Consider the following 17193-nt stretch of genomic DNA (forward strand, 5'->3'; position numbering starts at 1 on the left):
CAGGACTCGTATCATATGAATCGACAGACCATCGGCATCATTCTCAACGGCGTCACCGGGCGAATGGGGTACCGCCAGCACTTGGTGCGCTCGATCCTGGCCATTCGCGATGAAGGCGGTCTCGCGCTCGCCGACGGGTCCAGGATCCAGTTGCGGCCCGTTCTGGTCGGACGGAACAAGGACAAACTCCAGCGCATCGCTTTCCTGCACGGCATCGACGAGTACACGACCGACCTGGACGAGGCACTGGCCGACCCGGGTTTCGACATCTACGCGGACTTCCTGCTCACCAACGCCCGCGTCCCCGCGCTGCGCAAGGCCATGGCGGCCGGGAAAGCCCTCTACAGCGAAAAACCCACCGCCGAGACGCACGCCGAGGCCGCAGAATTGGCGGAGGAGGTCGAGAACGCCGGGCTGCACAACGGGGTCGTGCACGACAAGCTTTATCTGCCCGGGCTTCTCAAATTGAAGCGGCTCGTCGACTCCGGTTTCTTCGGCCGGGTCCTCTCTGTCCGCGGCGAGTTCGGATATTGGGTCTTCGAGGGGGACTGGCAGTCCTCCCAGCGGCCCAGTTGGAATTACCGCGCCGAGGACGGGGGCGGGATCGTCGTCGACATGTTCCCCCACTGGAACTACGTCTTCGAGCACCTCTTCGGGTCCGTGCGTTCGGTTTACGCACACACCGCCACCCACATCCCCCAGCGTGTCGACGAGCAGAACCGCACCTACGACACGACGGCCGACGACGCCGCCTACGCGATCTTCGAGGTGGGCGACGGCACGGTGGTCCAGATGAACTCCAGCTGGTGTGTGCGGGTCAACCGCGAGGAGCTCGTCGAGTTCCAGGTGGACGGAACCCACGCGTCGGCGGTGGTCGGCCTCTTCAACGGGCACGTGCAGCCGCGGGAGATCACGCCGCGGCCGGTGTGGAACCCGGACCTGGCCGACACACACGACTACCGGTCGGACTGGGCGCCGGTCCCCGACAACGCCGAGTACGGCAACGGTTTCCGGGCGCAGTGGGAGGAGTACCTGCGCGACTACATCGCCGGCACCCCGCACCGTTTCGACTTCGCCTCTGCCGCGCGCGGTGTCCTGCTGGCCGAACGGGCGCTGGAGTCGGACCGGACCGGGCGGCGCATCGATCTGGGCGGAAAGACGGAGGCCCGCTGATGACGCAGATCGCCCTCCCCCGCTCCTCGGGCCGTATCGACACCAGGCAGCTGGCCCCGCCCCCACCCGCGCAGGGCCCGAGAGCGCACCACACCGTGCGCTCGGTCTACGCGGCCGCCCACGTGGTCCCCGCCGCCTGGGGTGAGAACGTCCCGGGCGCGCCGGCCGAGGTGGATTGGGGATCCACCCTCGAGTTCCGCCGCCACGTGTGGGACCTGGGCCTGGGCGTGGCCGAGGCGATGGACACCGCCCAACGCAACATGGGGCTCGACCCCGCGGCCTGCCGTGAGCTCGTGGAACGCTCGGCGCAGGCAGCGGCCGAGCACTCGCGCAGACACGGGGTACCGGTACGGGACCTCCTGGTCTCGGGCGTCAACACCGACCATCTCCCGGACGCCCCGTGCAGCCCCGCCCAGGTCGTACACGCCTACCGCGAACAGCTCGAGCACGTGGAGGGCACGGGCTCCGGTGCGGTGCTGATGGCCAGCCGGCACCTGGCCGCGTGCGCCCGGGACGCCTCCGACTACGCCAAGGTGTACGCCGAGGTGCTGGGCGCCGCGCAGGCACCCGTGGTCCTGCACTGGCTCGGCGAGGCGTTCGATCCGCGGCTGCGCGGCTACTTCGGCTCGACCGAGGTGGACGAGGCCATGGACACGGTGCTCTCGATCATCGAGGCCGACGTGGACAAGGTCGCCGGGATCAAGATGTCGCTGCTGGACGCGCGGGCCGAACGCGCCCTGCGTTCGCGCCTGCCGTCCGGGGTCCGGATGTACACGGGCGACGACCACCACTACGTGGACCTGATCCGGGGGGACGGCGACCAGCACTCCGATGCGCTCCTGGGCGCTTTCGCGGCGCTGGCGCCCCGGGCCTCCGAGGCCCTTTCGGCGTTGGAGAGCGGTGACGCCGAGACCTACCAGCGCATCCTCGGACCGACCGAGGCGCTCTCCCGGCACGTGTTCTCCCCGCCGACGCAGTACTACAAGACCGGGGTCGCGTTCCTGGCCTGGCTCAACGGTCTCCAACCGGCCTGGACGATGGTCGGGGGTCTGCACTCGGCCCGCAGCCTGCCCCACCTGGCGCGGATCGTCGAACTCGCCGACGAGTGCGGTGCGCTCTCCGATCCCGCCGCGGCCGCCGAGCGTTGGCACCACCTGCTCGGTACCCACGGCATCGAGGGTCCCGCCGTGACCGGGGGGCGCGTGTGAGCATCGAACGGTTCTCGCTGAACCAGGCGACCATCAAGCGGGCCGACCTGCCCACGGCCCTGGACCTCGCGGCCGCCGCCGGTGTGCGGTCGGTGGGCCTGTGGCGCGACCGGGTCGCCGAGACCGGGCTGCACGAGGCGACCAGGCGTCTCGCCGCCTCGGGGCTGCGCTTCTCCAGCCTGTGCCGGGGCGGGTTCCTGACCGACCCGGAGACCTCGGACCAGGCGTGGAAGGACAACCTGGCCGCGCTCGACGAGACCGCGGCCCTGTCAGCCGCGGGAGCACCGGGCTCCGTTCCCGTCCTGGTCATGGTGGTGGGAGGGCTTCCCGCAGGGGAGCGGGACCTGGTGGCCGTACGGGACCGGGTGAGATGGTTCCTGGAACGGTTGGAGCCCGAGGCACGCACACGCGGGGTCCGGATCGCGCTCGAACCCATGCACCCGGTCTTCTGCGCCGACCGTGCCGTGGTACCCACCCTGGGCCACGCCCTCGACCTGGTCGGCGACCTCGACCCTGCTGCGGCCGGCGTCGTGGTCGACACCTACCACGTCTGGTGGGACCCGGACGTGGTGCCCATGATCGAACGTGCGGGGGCCGAGCGCAGGATCGCCTCGTACCAGGTGTGCGACTGGATCACCCCGGTCCCCGAGGGGGCGCTCCTGGGCCGCGGCCTGCCCGGGAAGGGCCACATCGACTTTGCCCCCCTGACCCGCGCCGTGGAAGCGGCCGGTTTCGATGGCGACATCGAGATCGAGGTCTTCCACCAAGAGGTCTGGGACGCCCCGTTCACCCGGGTGATCGGCGACTGCAAGCGTGCCTTCACCGAGGTGGTCGCCCCCCACCTGGGCTGAAGGGACCACGCAGGGTCAGGGCCCCGTACATGACCGCGGCCGGTGTCCCGCCCCGTGCACCTGGGGCGGGACACCGGCCGCGGGGCCCGGTTCGGGGGCGCTCCGGCAGGCCCGGTTCAGCGCCGCACGGTGTGTCCGTACCCGGCGGCGATCTCCTCCACCGGGGGTTCGCCGAAACGGTCCACCATCTGCTGGAAGAGCGCGGGTTTGTCCGCACCGAACCTTCCCACCTTGCGGGTGTAGGCGCCCGCGGTCAGGAACACCGGCGGGTCGGCCTTGCTGTGGAACTTGTCCGCGTACATGACGACCTCCTCCTCGAGGGTGTCGGGGAGGTAGTCGTCCGGCGGGATCGGCAGCGACTGGGACCGCACGTCGTGCTCGGTGATGCCCACCCCGGTGTGGCAGGAACAGAACCGGCACAGCACCTCGGGCATCCCGGCCTCGGCGAGGAGTTCGTGGCCGAGCACGCCGTGGCGCACGTACTGGGTGTGGTCGAGCCGCCCGGAACCGTCGAAGAGCCGGTACACCCCGATGTCGTGCAACAGGCACCCGGCCCGCACCAGGTCCACGTCCAACAACTGCAGGGACGGGTTGGCGTCGATGACACGTTCGGCCAGTTCGCACACGATGCGGCAGTGGGTGTGCACGAGGTCGAAGGCCTCGCGCGTGGGCGCGTGCTCGGCGTGCAGCGCCCGGATCTCGTCGTCTGTCGGTACCTGCATACCGGGCAGACTATGCGCGCGCCGCCCCCTCCCCGTCCGCTCCCCCACCCTGTTCGCGGGCGCGGACCAGGGCCGTGTGCAACACCTGGGCCAGATGGGAGCCCTCACGCCCGGTCCCCTGCCGGATCTGGGTACGGCAGGAAAAACCGTCGGCCAGGACGTAGGTGTCCGGGCCCGCCGCGCGCACCCGCGGGTACAGCTCCTGCTCGGCGCAGGCCTGGGAGACCTCCCAGTGCCCGCGTTCGAAGCCGAAGTTGCCGGCCAGCCCGCAGCACCCCGACCGGATCACCCCCGGGTCGACACCGAGCCGCTCCAGCACCCGCCGGTCGGCGCCGTAACCGCCCTTGGCCTCCTGGTGGCAGTGCACCTGGGCCACCGCGTCGGCGCCCAGCTCGGCGAAGGGCCAGGGCCCCTCGTGCCCGTCGACGAGTTCGGCGAAGGTGACCACACGTTCACGCAGCAGGTGGGCGCGCCGGTCCTCGGGCAGCAGGTCCGGGGCCTCGCGCAGCATGACGGTGCACGAGGGTTCCAGACCGACCACACGCAGCCCCGCGTCGAGCTGGTTCTCCAGGGCGTCCAGGGCACGGCGCAGGGCCGCGCGCGCCAGGTCCAACTGCCCGGTGGAGTGCCAGGTCAGACCGCAGCACACCGACCCCTCGGGCAACGCGACCCGGTGCCCCAGCGCCCGGAGCACCTCCACGGCGTCGCGGCCGAGCCCGGGCTCGTGGAAGTTGGTGAAGGTGTCCGGCCACAGCACGACGGTGGCCTCTCCCCCCGCGCCCGCCTCGTCGCCGGCCCGAGCGGTGCGGCCCAGGGCCCGGCGCAGCGGCCGGCCGGCGAAGGAGATCATGTCGCGCCGGGGCTCGATCCCGCCCAACCGCTTGGCCAGCGCCGCCACACGGGGGCGCCGCAACAGGGCGTTGACCACCCCGGCCAGCGGGCGCACCGCGGTGACCAGGCGCGACCACACCGGCAACCACCCGATGCTGTAGTGGGCGACGGGGCGGAACCGGCCCTTGTGGTGGTGGTACAGGAACTCCGCCTTGTACGTGGCCATGTCCACGTTGACCGGGCACTCACTCGCACACGCCTTGCAGGACAGGCACAGGTCGAGCGCGTCGCGCACCTCCGTGGACCGCCATCCCCCGGGTATCGACTGCCCGTGCAGCATCTCCGAGAGCACCCGGGCCCGCCCTCGGGTGGAGTGCACCTCGTCACCGGTGGCCTTGAACGAGGGGCACATCGACCCCGAACGCACGTCCCGGCACGCCCCCACACCCACACAGCGCTGGACCGCCGTGGACAGCGAGCCCCCGTCGGAAGCCAAGGCGTGCACGGGGGTCAGGTCGAGCTCGGTGTGGCCCGGCCCCGGCCGCACCGCCGTGTCCAAGGGCGCCGGGTCGGTGATCACGCCGGGGTTGAGGAGCCCGTCGGGGTCCATGATCGCCTTGAACCCGGCGAAGGCCTCCAGGACCTGGGGCGAGTACATGCGCCCCAGCAGCTCCGAGCGGGCCCGCCCGTCACCGTGCTCGCCCGAGAGCGAACCGCCGTGCGCGGCCACCAGGTCGGCGGCCTCGGTCGTGAAGGCCCGGTAGCGTTCCAGGCCCCGATCGCTGCCCAGGTCGTGGTCCACCCGCAGGTGCAGGCACCCCTCCCCGAAGTGGCCGAAGGGCACCCCCCGCAACCCGTGCTCGGCCATGAGCGCGTAGAGCTCCTTGAGGTAGGGGCCCAGGTTCTGCGGCGGCACGGCCGAGTCCTCCCACCCGGGCCATGCCGCACCGCCGTCGGCCATCCGGGTGACGATGCCCGCGCCCGACTCCCGGATCCGCCACAGGGCACGCACCCGCTCGGGCTCCTGCACCAGCAGCGACGTGGCCGCCTGCCCGGGCGCCGCCCGCTCCAGAGCCGCTCGGGCCGCTTCCCGGGCCTCCTCCCGGCTCGCCCCGCCGAACTCGCAGTACAACCACCCCTGCCCGGCCGGCAGGTCCTGCCCCTCGTCGGCGCGGCCCGGCCGGGTGCGCAGGGCCTCCAGCAGATCCGAGGCCATGCCCTCGACCGTCAACGCCCCTTCCGCCGCCAGCGCCGGGGCGGCCTCGGCGGCGGCGAACACGTCGGCGAACCCCACGACCAGCAGGACCGTCGCACGCGGAACCGGCACCAGGCGCACCGTCGCCTCGGTCACCAACCCGAGGGTGCTCTCACTTCCCACCAGCGCACCGACGGCGTCGAAACGGTGCTCGGGCAACAACCGGTGCAGCGCATAACCCGACACCTGGCGGGAGAAACGCCCCAGCTCGGTACGGAACGCGGCCAGGTGCCCGTCACGCCATTGCTGCACACGCCGGTCCAACTCGGGGTCGCCGAACCCGCTGCCGTCGGCGGTCAGCGAGCGCCCGTCGGCGAGCAGGTGCGTCAGGGACACCGTGTTCTCGGCCGTGGTGCCCCGAGCAACCGAGTGCGACCCGCAGGCGTTGTTGCCGATCATGCCGCCGAGCGTGCAGCGGCTGTGGGTGGAGGGGTCGGGCCCGAACGTGAGCCCGTGCTCCGACGCCGCATCACGCAGGTCGTCCAGGACCACCCCGGGCTGCACCGTGGCCGTGCGCGCGTCCGGGTCCACCTCCAGCACACGGTCCATCCGGTCCGAGAAATCGAGCACGACCCCCGGGCCGATCGCGTTGCCCGCCACCGAGGTCCCGCCCCCGCGGGCCCGCACGGGTGTGCCCGTCTCCCGGGCCACCTCCAACACCCCGGCCACGTCCTGGTCATCACGCGGGGTCACCACCGCCTCGGGCACGTGCCGGTAGATCGAGGCGTCGGAGGAATGGGCGGCCCGCGCGGCCGGATCGGTGCGCACCACCTCCCGCCCCAGACGTGCGTGCAGGGCACGGTGCAGACGCTCGGTGTCGGCCTCAGCCATCGCCGTTCTCACTGTTCGGATCGAAGGTGTGCCCCGCCTCGTCCCCGGGCCCGGACCGGGACGGCGGTGCTTGGGTCAAAGCCCTCAGCAAGGGCGCGGCCGGCGCCCCGCAGGGCAGTTCGAGCAGGCCGCGCAGCGCCCGCGCCCGCTCCGTCCCCAGGGCAGGCTCGGCCAGGGTGTGGAACTTCGAGCGCAGGTCGCTCTCGCTCAGCGGCTGTTCGGGGTCGCCGGGGGCGGTGACCGGCCCCGAGGCGAGCCGGCGCCCGTCGGCCAGTTCCACGACCGCCTCGGCCCACCGCTGCTCGGGGAAACACGCGCTCATCGACGCCGACTCCACGACCCGCATACCGGCGGCGACCTCACGCACCCGGCTGCCGGCCGACGACGGGTCGGCGACCAGTTCGGGCGGCACGTACCCGTGCACCAGCGCCGACGCGACCGGGAACGGCAGGCTGTACTGGGCCTGCTCGGTCGTGGCGGGGTCGCGCTCGTCCAGGCGCACGGCCTCGCCGAAGGTGCGCACCTGCACCCCCACCACGTCGCCTTCCACGAACGTGTGCTCGGCGGCCAGGCCGAGCACGGCCGTCACGGCCGGCTGTGCCCACCGGCAGACCGGGTGCGGTTTGAAGTACTGCTCCATCAGGTGCCAGTGGTCCCCGACCGGGCCGCGCCCGGTCCCGGCCAGCAGCTGGGCGGGCGCACCGGTGAACCCGTCCCGGGCCAACAGCGCCGCCTGCGCCCCGGCCTGGGCACCGGCCGCGGAGCTGTCCTTGACCATCGTCGGATGGTCGATGCAGCGCATCATGGGCCCGCGCGGACCGTGGTACTCGGCGATGCCCAGGGCGTGCTCGGTCGCCTCGGCCCCCAGACCCAGGGCACGGGCGCCCACGGCCGCCACGCCCAGCGCGTTCCAGGCCCCCGAACTGTGGTGCTCCGCCGCCCGGGCGTGCAGGCCCAACCCCGCCCGCAGCGCGACCTCGTACCCGACGGCGGTGGCGGCCAACAGCTCCCCCACGTCCGCCTCCGGATTTAGGAAGGCCAGCACGCCGGGCAGCACGGCCGCCCCGGCGTGGCCCTTGGTCAACCGGTGGCCGTCGTGGGCGTCCATCGCGTCGATCGTGGCCGCGTTGGCCAGGGCGGCCCCCGGCGGTGCCGCCACCCGGCCGTCGAACAGGAGTCCGCTGCGGGCCTGCGGCCCGCTCTGGTGGCGGTGCACGTGCTCGCGCACGATCCGGGAGAGCCGGGTGCGGGACCCGGCCGCGGCCGTGCCCACCAGGTCGGCCACACACCGCCGGGTCTGCTCCACGACCGGCCCGGGCAGGTCCCCGACGCCGCTCTCGTGCACGAACGCGGCCAGATCACCTGAGGCGCTCAACCGACGAACCCGTTCTCCTGGAGGAAGTGCAACGCCGCCGCGTCGGCATCAGCGCCCTCCAGGTCGACCATCCCGTTGAGCTCGATGATCTCGTCCTCGGTCAGCGCCCGGCCCAACAGGTCGGCGAGCTCCTCCAGCTCCGGGGACTCCTCCACCGTCTCCTGGCGGGCGGTCAGCGCCGCCAGCTCCGTGGTGAAGTACCCCTCGCTGTCCTCCAGCACCTCCATGTCCAAGGAGTCGATACGCGCATCGGTGGTGAAGACCTCCGCGAAGTTGCACGGGTCGCTCCGGGCACCGTTGACGTAGTTCAGCGCCAGATCCATCTGGTGCACACCGTCCACCGGGAAGGGGGCGTCGTGCGCCTGCTGGAAGTTCTCCCACTCGCGGTCCATGAACTCGGCCGCACCGCAGAACGTGGCCTCCTCCGGGTGCTCGTCCACGAAGTCGCCCAGCTCACCCAGGGAGTCGACCCCGCCCGCCGGACCGGGAGCGTCGGCCGCGCGTGCGATCCCGTACTGGTTACCGAACCCGGCCGGGCCCAACCAGGCGATCCGGTTCTCCTCCAGGTCCGCCTCGGCGGTGGCCTCGAACTGCTCCTGCTCACCCTGGACCGCGGTGTCGTGGCCCAGGTGCTGGGTCCACCCGGTGCCCGAGTACTCCCAGTACAGGTCGACCTCACCGTTCTCCAGCGCCTGACGGGCGATGTTGGAACCCATCAGACCGGTCCGGTCCTCCACCTCGGCCCCGGCCGCACGCAACGCGTGCACGGTGATCTTGCCCAGGACCACACTCTCGGTGAACTCCTTGGAGGAGACCGAGAGCGAGACCCCGCTCAGATCGAACCCCTCGGCGATACTGCCACCGTCCGGGTCGACGTCGCCGGGCGTCGTGGTCCCGCCGCCGTCCCTGCCCGTGCAGGCGCCGGTGGCCAGCACCAGGGCCAGCGCGGCAGCGGACGCCGCCCTCCACCGGCCTCGGCCTACGAACACTCTCACGTGGTTCTCCTTTCCGCCGCCCGCGCGGGGCGGGCCTTCACACCCCGCGCGGGCGCAGCAGGTCCTCGACGAGCGCGCCGAGCCAGTCGATGGTCAGGGCGAGCACGGCCACCAGCACACTTCCGGCGAACAGCACCAGGTCACGGTTGGAGGAGATGCCGTTGGAGATGACATCGCCCAACCCGCCGGCGCCGATGAAGGTCGCCAACGCGACCGTGCCCACGGTGATGACCAGGGCGGTACGGATCCCGGCGAGCATGACCGGCACGGCCAGGGGCAGCTCGATGGACCACAGCACCCGCAACCGCGACAGCCCCATCCCGCGGGCCGCCTCCACCACCGAACGGTCCACCTGGTCCAGGCCGACCATGGTGTTGCGCAGCACCGGCAGCACCCCGTACGTCACGAACGCCACCACCGCGATCGTGTTGATCCCCCAGCTCAGGAAGACCACGGCGAAGAGCACGATCAGACCGATCGAGGGCGTGGCCTGCCCGATGTTGGCCAGCGCCAGCACCGCACCCGCGTACCGGCGCATCCGCGCACGGGTGAGCAGCACCCCCAGCGGGATCGCGATCGCCAGCACGAGCACCACCACGACCGACGACAACCACAGGTGCTGACCGAAACGGCTGAGCAGGTAGTCGGCGTTGAGGCTGCGCTGCTCGATGCGGTCCAGGTCCTGGGCGCCCACGTACAGGTACAGACCCAGCAGCACCAGGCCCAGGACCACCGGGGTGGCCAGGTGGCGGGCCCACCGCACCGCGTACGGTCCCAGGACGGGCCGGCCGTTGCCCCCGTTGCGCGCGGCCGGGGCGACCGGGGCAGCAGTGGAGGCCGTCGCGGTACTCATGAGGTCCCGATCGATCGGTCGGCACGCTCGCCCCCGCGCACGGGACCGCCTTCGTTCCCGGGCCCGCCGACGCGGTGCAGGTGCGTCTGGATCGTGGCCATCTCCACGGTTCCGCGGTAGCGCCCGTCCTGGTCGGTGACCACCACGGTGTCGCTGTTGTTGGCGAGCATCGCGTCGAGGGCGTCGTGCAGGGTGTGCTCGGGCCCCAGGTGCGAGATCAACGGCAGCGGCCGGTCCTGGCCCGGCTCCGCCCACCCCAGCGGCCGGCGGTCCCGGTCCACGAGCAGCGCGAAGGAACCGGGCGCGGTCGGGCAGCCGCCGTCTCCGCTGCCCCGCACCACGACGGGACGGTCGTCGGAGACCTCGACCTCGCACAACCGGGTCAGCGAAAGCCGCCGCACGTTCGTACCGTTGCCGATGAAGTCGGCGACGAACCCCTCGGCGGGCTCACCCAGGATGCGGGCGGGGGTGTCGTACTGCAGCACCCGGCCGCACTCTCCGAAGATCGCGATCCGGTCGCCCATCTTCACGGCCTCGTCGATGTCGTGCGTGACGAACACGATCGTCTTGCGGATGTCCCTCTGCAGACGCAGGAACTCCTCCTGCAACGCCTCCCTCGTCAGAGGGTCGATCGCGCCGAAGGGCTCGTCCATCAGCAGCACCGGCGGGTCCGCGGCCAGCGCACGGGCCACACCCACACGCTGCTGCTGCCCTCCCGAGAGCCGCCCCGGATGGCGGTCCCGGTAGGTCTGCGGGTCCAGACCCACCTTGGCCAACAGCTCGTCCACCCGGGCCGCGATCCGCTCACGCCCCCACCCCAGCAGGCGCGGAACAGTCGCGATGTTGTCGGCCACCGTGCGGTGCGGGAACAGCCCCGTCTGCTGGATCGCGTACCCGATCCCCCGGCGCAACCGGTCGGGGTCGACCCCGGTCACATCGCGGCCGTCGATCTCGATCCGGCCGGAGGTGGGCTCGATGAGCCGGTTGACCAGCTTCATCGTCGTGGTCTTGCCACACCCCGAAGGGCCGACGAAGACCACGATCTCCCCCTCGGGCACCTCCAGATCCAGGTGGTCCACGGCCGGCTCGGCCTGGCCCGGATAGTGCTTGGTCAGCCCCGTCAGACGGATCATGGGGCGCGGTGGGCTCTCAGGCACGGATCCCCCTCGAAGTGGTGAAGCGGGCGAGGACGGCGAAACACAGGTCGAACAGCACCGCGAGCACGACGATGCCGAGCGTGCCCTGCAGCGTGAGGTAGACGGCGAAAGGGGTCCCGGCGCTGGAGAGGCCCTCGAGGATGAGGTTGCCCAGGCCGGGCCCGTTGACGGCCGCGGCGATCGCGGCGATGCCCAACAGGATCTGCGTGGCCACCCGCAGACCGGTGATGATCACCGGCCAGGCCAGCGGCAGCTCGATGGTGCGCAGGATCTGGCCGCGACTCAGCCCCATCCCCCGCCCGGCCTCCACCACCGCCGGGTCCACACTGCGCAGGCCCACGACGGTGTTGCGCATGATCGGCAGCAGCGCGTACAGGGTCAGCGCCACGACCGCCGGGGCGGTGCCCAGCCCGAGCGGGGCGATGAGCAACCCGAACAGGGCGTAGGAAGGGATCGTCAACACGATCCCGGCGATCCCCAACGCCGCCCCGCGCGGCAACCGGCTCCGGTAGGTCAGCGCAGCCACCGGCACCGCCACGATCAGAGCGGCCGCCAGCCCCTGCAGGACCAGGACGACGTGTTCTGCGGTGGCGCCGAGCACCTCCGGATAGGTGTCGGCGGTGAACTCCCAGAAACCCATACCGTCACTCGGTCCCCGCGGTGGGGCGCAGAGCCGGCGCGGAGGCGAAGAAGCGGTCCAGGTGCCCCACCAGCTCGTTGAAGGTCGGGTCGTCGTCGAACATCCACTCGGTGTGGCCCTTGCCCTCGAGCATGATCAGCTCCTTGGGCTCACCCGCGTGCTCGTACAACGAACGCGCCTCCTCCGGCTGGTGCAGGCGGTTCTGGTCACCGTGCACCACCAGCAGGGGCCGCGGCGAAATCAGATGGGCCTGCTGCTCGGGCGAAAAACGCAGCAGCCGGTCGGCCGACTCCAACGTCACCCCCGTACCGAACCCGGGGGCGCGGTAGAGCTCATCACCCACGTAACCGTCGGTGCGGTCGTCCAGGTCCAGGCGCACGATGTCCCAGGGCACCGTGATCTCCGAACGGCCCTGCACGGCCCGGTGCACACGGTCCTCGCGCACCCGCTCCACCAGGCTGTTCCAGGTCTCCTCGTCGTGCATGGCGCGCGTGGAACGGACCCCGTCACCGATGCCGTTACACACCGCCACGGCCGCCACACGCTCGTCAGCGGCGGCCTCGGCGACCACCACACCGCCGCCCAGCCCCCAACCGAGCAGGCCGATACGCGCAGAGTCCAGATCCGCTTCCCCCTCGATGCGGTCCACGGCCGCACGCACGTCCTCGGCCCACTCCTGGGGCACCAGACGGCCGCGCTCACCCTCGCTGAGCCCGAAACCGCGGTAGTCGAAGGCCACGACGGCGTACCCCAGGCGGGTCAGGGCGCGGGCGAAGCGCTCGGGGTGGATGACCTTCAGGCCCTGGTAGCCGGAGCACGGCACGACCACCGGGTAGGGGGCGCCCGCTCCCCCGTCGTCGGGCAGGTGCAGATCGGCGTCCAGCCGCAGGCCGTTGGCGAAGAAGGGCAGGGAACGAGTGGGCATGACGGGTCCTTCCGTGTTCAGGGCAGGCTCGAGGAGGACACGGCGCGGCGTGCACCGGGTCCGGGTGTGGTGTTGGCAGGCATCGGGCGCCCCGCGGCGCCGGATGCGGGTGGAGAAGGGGCGGCCCCGCTCAGGGGCCCTGGTTCAGGCGGGCCGGCCACGGCCCTTCATGGCCGCGGTCAGCTGGTGGCCGGTGGCCATGACCACACGGCCCAGGCGGTCCAGGTCGCGCCCGGCCCTGTACTTGGGTGCGGAGACGTTGACCGCCGCGACCACACGCCCGCTGAAGTCGCGCACGGGCGCGGCCACGGCCACCAGCCCCGACTCGAACTCCTCGTCCGCCACGGCGTAACCGGTGCGGCGCGCACGTGCGGTGCGCTCCATGAGGTCGTCCAGGCCGGCGGGTGCCCCCGGTCCCGCGTCGGTGAAGTCGGTCCCCGCGAGCAGGTGACCGGCCTCCTCCGGTGTGCGGTCCATCAACAGGGCCCGGCCGGTGGAGGTGCTGTGCAGCGGGGTGGTGCGACCCACCCAGCCCACGGCCTCCACCGCACGTCCCGGGCTCTCGGAGAGCACCGTCAGAGCCGAACGGTCACACAGCACGCTGAGGTAACCGGCCTCCTTGACGGTGCCCACCAGCCGGCGCAGCACCGGCGGCCCGACCGTGCGCAGCCGCTGCTGGCCGGCGTTGCTGGCCAGGGCGAAGAACTGCCATCCGAGCCGGTAGGTGAGCGTGTGCGGATCCCGCTCGACGAACCCGACCTCGCTGAGCGCCTTCAGCGCCCGCGAGACCTGGCTCTTCTCCCGGCCGACCCGGCGCGCGATGTCCACCACGCCCAGGCCGCTCTCCGGTGTCACGTCGGAGGCGCCCAAGGCGTGCAGGATGTTCGCCGTGCGCTGGACGGTGGATGTGCTCTCCGCTGTCATGACCAAATAGTGAAGCGGACCACACCTTCTTCGCAACAAGGGTTGTCCGACCGACAACAAAACCACGAAACGCACTGGTGGGACCACGCAACGGGCACGCTCAGTGAGCGAACAGGCGCGCCGGAACCGCCCCGGCACAGGCGTGCAGGGCCTCGCGGTCCAACCCCTCCCCCGCGAGCGCGTCGATGAGGATGCGCAGGGCCTGCGGGGCCGGCGGCGAATCGGGCTGGCCGGCGTCGGAACTGAGCACCACACGGTCCAGCCCAACACCGCTGGCGAACGCGGCCAGATCCGCGGCCGTGCACCCCGGCTGGTGGAAGAGCTGGAAAGCGGTGATCTCCGCCAGAGCACCGCGGTCGGTGAAGCGCCGGGCCTGCTCGGCGGACATGCCCGGCACCGTGTAGGAGGGGTGGGTCAACAGCACCCTGGTGACCCCGGCCTCCCGAGCCACCGGCAGCAACCACTCGACCTCCTCGACACTGATGTGGCCGGTGGCCAGGACGGCGTCATAACGGGCGATGCGGGCGCAGATGTCACGCGCGGCGGCCTCGGTGGAAACATCGACCGGAGGCACGGCATAGGTGTGCTCGGACAGCCCCGGGCGCAGACCGCACAGGCGCGGCAGCCCGGCCCGTTTCTGGGTCAGGGCGTCGGCGGTGGGGAACCAGATGATGCGCGCCCCCGCCGCCAGGGCCGCCTCCACCGCGGCGGGGTTGAGGCCTCCCACGTGCTGGTTCAACGCCAGCCCGCCCAGGACCTGCAGGCCGCGGCCGCGTCCGGCGGTGTGGGCGCGGCCGACGGTGGACTCGTAGTGGGCCTTGAGGACACACCCGGAAAACCCGTCGCGTTCGTAGGCGTCGACGGTGGCGGCGTCGTCCAGGCGGCGGTCGACGACGTCGGGGGCGGCGTGGACATGCAGATCGAACATGCCCACAGCATCAAAGGCCGTTGCCCGGGCCACAAGCACTGTTGCGGCCAGGGCAACCGCTCTTTCGGTTCAGAGCTCGGCGGTCAGGCGCTGCAACTCGCGGGACAGCAACCCGAAACGCGGGTCCTGCAGCAGCGGAAGTCGGTGCCTCAGCCGGCGCACCTCCCCCAGGTCCAGGTCACCGGTGACCAATGCGGCCTCGTCCAGGGGCGCCTCGGCCACGACCTGCCCGAAGGGGTCGACGATGCGGGAGCCGCCCCAGAAGGAGACCCCGTTCTCGCTGCCGACCCGGTTGACCATGACCACGTAGCACTGCTGCATGCGCGCCAACTGGTGCACGAGGTCGCGCCAGTACGTGCTGTTGTCCAGGGGCCCCTCGTCACCGTCGATCCCGCCGACGGCCGCGCTGTTGGTGGGCACCAGCAGCACCTCGGCCCCGTCCTGGGCCGCCAACCACGGCAGCATGGGCTGCCAGGCGTCGTTGCAGATCAGCGTGGCCATGCGGGCCCCGCACGCATCGAAGGCCCGCAGGCTGCGGCCCGGGAAGAAGTGCTTGCGCTCCTCCCACATCAGATAATTCGGCAGGTAGAGCTTGTGCTGCAGGTGCACGGTCCGCCCGCCCGAGAGGTAGGCGGCCGAGTTGAAGTAGCGCAGCCGGTGGCGCTGGTAGAACCCCACCAGCACATCGGGGCCCACCTCCCCCAGGCTCAGCAATGCACGGTCGTGCGCCTCCAGAGCGGTGTCGTGGTCCAGTCGGCCCAGCGCGTACCCGTGCAGGGCGAGCTCGGGCAGGACCACGAGATCGGCGCCGCGTGCGTGCGCCTCCTCCACATGGCTGCGGGCCCGGTCAAGGTTGTCCTCGACCCGGCCCAGGCGGCAGTCGGTCTGTGCGATGGCCACACGCATAAGGCCCCTCCACGGTCGTCGGTCGCGCATGTGTAGCGCTGCCGCGACCGTGGTGGCAAGGGCGGTTGCGCGCACGACAACCGGCCCCGCTGCCGGGGCCCGCACGACGGGCCCCGGCAGCTCAGCGTCGACCGGTTCTGGTTACTCCCACTCGGCGTCCTCGGTGAAGGTTCCGTCCTCCACCATCCCGTAGGCCTCGTCCCCCGGGCAGGAGGTGGAGACGAAGTCGCGGTGGCCCAGCACCGTGCCGGCGATGCTGGACTCGGGCTCCATCAGCCACTCGCGCAGCTGGCGCACGGCGTTGATCTGCTCAGGCGTGATGGCGTCGCTCGGGCCGGTCGCCAGGGTCACCGAATAGTGGGAGGTGTTGCCGCCGGGCTGGGCCGCCTGGGTGCGGAACAGGCCGCGGCCCTCCATGACGTAGCCGTGGGCACAGGCCATGAAGGAGTTCCCGGTGAAGTACACCGTGCCCTCGCGGCGCGCCAGCCACGTGCCGTTCGGCGTGGTCGGGCACCAGATGCGCCCGTCGTACGCCTCCCGCGTGATGGAGAGTTCCCCACCCACCTCGACAGCCGTGTCGGCGGACGAACGCACGGCCGGGTGCCCGTCGGGGCCGTGCTGCAGGGCACTGGAACGTCCCGCGAGGGCGACCGCGTACTGGTACGCATCCACGGTCCCGGGGCTGCCCTCACCCGCGTGGGTGCCGAGCCCTTCTGCCGTGTTGAGCAACAGGTCGAGCTGGGCGCGGGTCAGAGCGCGCAGGAACCCGGGTGCGGGCACACGAGCGGGCGCATGCTGTTCAAGAGCCTCGGTGATCGGCCCCGACACATGGAACTCGGAATGGTCACCCTCGCGCGTCTCCGACCAGTGGCCGGGGCCGTCCGCCAGAGCGTGCAGTGCGGCCCGCAGACGGCCGGCAGAGCCCGCATCGATGTCGGTCGGCGAGGGGTCCGCCCAGTACCATGCCACCGCCTCGACCAGGGCGTCGGTCCACTTGGCCTCGCTCGGAACGTCGGAACAGGGCGCGGCGGACAGCAATCGGTCCGTCCCGCTGAGGGTGGCGGTCGTGGCCCAGTGGCGGGCTGCGGAGGCGGCCACCGGACCTGCCAGGCTTTCGGCACGCTCCACGGGCCAGCGGTGCTGGTCGGTCGTGAGGGAGGAGTGGCTGCGGCCCTCCATCCGCACGAGCGTGCGCGGCATCGCCGGGAAGACGTTGACCGCCTGCACCGGTTGCCACTGCGACAGCCCGCTCCCGTGGTCGAGGGTGAGGACGAGGTCGCCCTCCCCGAGCTCACGGAACGTGCGCCACCCGTCCTCGGTGAGGATCTCGGTGGCCTCGTCGACGCAGTACCCGATGTCGACCCAGCCGCGGGAGGGGCCGGTGTGGAAGTCGCGGGTGCTGTTCCAGTAGGACTCGCAGGCGCTGTGCTCCTGGTCGGCCAGCCCCTGGTCGGCGCTGTCGTAGTGGACGACCAGGCCGTCCTTGGGGTCGGCCTGGTCGGCCGGGGACTGCGCGGGCCAGCCCAGGTCGGAACGCCACTGCAGCTTGTCTGGTTCGGGCATGTGATTCGCCCCTTCGGGAGGACGGGAGGTTTTCGGTCACGGTCTCGTGCCGGGGG

General features: G+C 71.7%; 15 protein-coding genes. 3 read left to right on the forward strand and 12 right to left on the reverse strand.

All coding sequences use genetic code 11. The features are described 5' to 3' along the window. Positions 1-15 precede the first annotated feature (15 nt). From IDM40_RS02330 to IDM40_RS02340, 3 genes are read left to right on the forward strand one after another with little or no spacing between them, the layout of a single operon-like run. The gene (locus IDM40_RS02330; protein ID WP_193120207.1) at positions 16-1173 is read left to right on the forward strand and encodes a Gfo/Idh/MocA family protein; all 1158 of its coding nucleotides are present in this window, start codon (positions 16-18) and stop codon (positions 1171-1173) included. Continuing rightward, positions 1173-2381 carry a DUF993 family protein gene (locus IDM40_RS02335; protein WP_193120208.1) on the forward strand — a complete coding sequence of 403 codons (1209 nt, stop codon included), beginning with the start codon at positions 1173-1175 and terminating at the stop codon, positions 2379-2381. Before IDM40_RS02330 ends, IDM40_RS02335 begins: the two co-directional genes overlap by 1 nt. Next, entirely contained in the window at positions 2378-3232 is an 855-nt protein-coding gene (locus tag IDM40_RS02340) for a sugar phosphate isomerase/epimerase family protein (RefSeq protein WP_193120209.1), read from the forward strand. The genes IDM40_RS02335 and IDM40_RS02340 overlap by 4 nt, the downstream gene beginning before the upstream one ends. Before the next feature lie 116 nt (positions 3233-3348). On the opposite strand, the gene IDM40_RS02345 is transcribed toward IDM40_RS02340, so the two are convergent. From IDM40_RS02345 to IDM40_RS02400, 12 genes are all read right to left on the reverse strand, one after another. Continuing rightward, complete coding sequence (locus IDM40_RS02345) at positions 3349-3954, reverse strand: HD domain-containing protein (RefSeq protein ID WP_193120210.1); 606 nt, start codon at positions 3952-3954, stop codon at positions 3349-3351. Positions 3955-3964: 10 nt separating this feature from the next. Next, complete coding sequence (locus IDM40_RS02350; RefSeq protein ID WP_193120211.1) at positions 3965-6871, reverse strand: FAD-binding and (Fe-S)-binding domain-containing protein; 2907 nt, start codon at positions 6869-6871, stop codon at positions 3965-3967. Beyond that, the gene (locus tag IDM40_RS02355) at positions 6864-8246 is read right to left on the reverse strand and encodes an MmgE/PrpD family protein (RefSeq protein WP_193120212.1); all 1383 of its coding nucleotides are present in this window, start codon (positions 8244-8246) and stop codon (positions 6864-6866) included. The genes IDM40_RS02350 and IDM40_RS02355 overlap by 8 nt, the downstream gene beginning before the upstream one ends. After that, a complete protein-coding gene (locus tag IDM40_RS02360) occupies positions 8243-9241 on the reverse strand; it encodes a glycine betaine ABC transporter substrate-binding protein (protein ID WP_328806916.1) in 999 nt (332 codons plus the stop codon). Before IDM40_RS02360 ends, IDM40_RS02355 begins: the two co-directional genes overlap by 4 nt. 37 nt (positions 9242-9278) lie before the next feature. Beyond that, a complete protein-coding gene (locus tag IDM40_RS02365) occupies positions 9279-10094 on the reverse strand; it encodes an ABC transporter permease (protein WP_193120213.1) in 816 nt (271 codons plus the stop codon). After that, complete coding sequence (locus tag IDM40_RS02370) at positions 10091-11251, reverse strand: ABC transporter ATP-binding protein (RefSeq protein ID WP_328806917.1); 1161 nt, start codon at positions 11249-11251, stop codon at positions 10091-10093. Before IDM40_RS02370 ends, IDM40_RS02365 begins: the two co-directional genes overlap by 4 nt. Beyond that, positions 11244-11891: an ABC transporter permease gene (locus IDM40_RS02375; RefSeq protein ID WP_193120214.1), complete on the reverse strand. Its 648-nt coding sequence runs from the start codon at positions 11889-11891 to the stop codon at positions 11244-11246. The genes IDM40_RS02370 and IDM40_RS02375 overlap by 8 nt, the downstream gene beginning before the upstream one ends. Positions 11892-11895: 4 nt before the next feature. Next, positions 11896-12816: an alpha/beta hydrolase gene (locus IDM40_RS02380; protein ID WP_193120215.1), complete on the reverse strand. Its 921-nt coding sequence runs from the start codon at positions 12814-12816 to the stop codon at positions 11896-11898. Positions 12817-12960: 144 nt separating this feature from the next. Then, on the reverse strand, positions 12961-13740 hold the full coding sequence (locus tag IDM40_RS02385; protein WP_193120216.1) for an IclR family transcriptional regulator: 780 nt from the start codon (positions 13738-13740) through the stop codon (positions 12961-12963). 100 nt (positions 13741-13840) lie between these two features. Continuing rightward, a complete protein-coding gene (locus IDM40_RS02390) occupies positions 13841-14668 on the reverse strand; it encodes a DUF6282 family protein (RefSeq protein WP_193120217.1) in 828 nt (275 codons plus the stop codon). A 69-nt stretch (positions 14669-14737) separates the two neighbouring features. Then, positions 14738-15574 (reverse strand): nitrilase-related carbon-nitrogen hydrolase, encoded by an 837-nt coding sequence (locus tag IDM40_RS02395; RefSeq protein ID WP_193120218.1) that lies wholly within the window; start codon positions 15572-15574, stop codon positions 14738-14740. Between the two features lie 141 nt (positions 15575-15715). Further along, positions 15716-17137, reverse strand: a complete 1422-nt coding sequence (locus IDM40_RS02400; protein ID WP_193120219.1) for an N-acetylmuramoyl-L-alanine amidase — start codon at positions 17135-17137, stop codon at positions 15716-15718. Positions 17138-17193: the final 56 nt, after the last annotated feature.

It is taken from the genome of Nocardiopsis coralli (genome assembly GCF_014892575.1).
In the GTDB taxonomy this organism is placed as follows: domain Bacteria; phylum Actinomycetota; class Actinomycetes; order Streptosporangiales; family Streptosporangiaceae; genus Nocardiopsis; species Nocardiopsis coralli.

What these genes read in the sequence shown, in the direction of transcription:
- IDM40_RS02335 (WP_193120208.1), top strand. Translation starts at nt 1,173, where the DNA reads ATGACGCAGATCGCCCTCCCCCGCTCCTCGGGCCGTATCGACACCAGG.
- IDM40_RS02380 (WP_193120215.1), bottom strand. Translation starts at nt 12,816, where the DNA reads ATGCCCACTCGTTCCCTGCCCTTCTTCGCCAACGGCCTGCGGCTGGAC.
- IDM40_RS02350 (WP_193120211.1), bottom strand. Translation starts at nt 6,871, where the DNA reads ATGGCTGAGGCCGACACCGAGCGTCTGCACCGTGCCCTGCACGCACGT.
- IDM40_RS02345 (WP_193120210.1), bottom strand. Translation starts at nt 3,954, where the DNA reads ATGCAGGTACCGACAGACGACGAGATCCGGGCGCTGCACGCCGAGCAC.
- IDM40_RS02390 (WP_193120217.1), bottom strand. Translation starts at nt 14,668, where the DNA reads ATGTTCGATCTGCATGTCCACGCCGCCCCCGACGTCGTCGACCGCCGC.
- IDM40_RS02400 (WP_193120219.1), bottom strand. Translation starts at nt 17,137, where the DNA reads ATGCCCGAACCAGACAAGCTGCAGTGGCGTTCCGACCTGGGCTGGCCC.
- IDM40_RS02330 (WP_193120207.1), top strand. Translation starts at nt 16, where the DNA reads ATGAATCGACAGACCATCGGCATCATTCTCAACGGCGTCACCGGGCGA.
- IDM40_RS02365 (WP_193120213.1), bottom strand. Translation starts at nt 10,094, where the DNA reads ATGAGTACCGCGACGGCCTCCACTGCTGCCCCGGTCGCCCCGGCCGCG.
- IDM40_RS02395 (WP_193120218.1), bottom strand. Translation starts at nt 15,574, where the DNA reads ATGCGTGTGGCCATCGCACAGACCGACTGCCGCCTGGGCCGGGTCGAG.
- IDM40_RS02375 (WP_193120214.1), bottom strand. Translation starts at nt 11,891, where the DNA reads ATGGGTTTCTGGGAGTTCACCGCCGACACCTATCCGGAGGTGCTCGGC.
- IDM40_RS02385 (WP_193120216.1), bottom strand. Translation starts at nt 13,740, where the DNA reads ATGACAGCGGAGAGCACATCCACCGTCCAGCGCACGGCGAACATCCTG.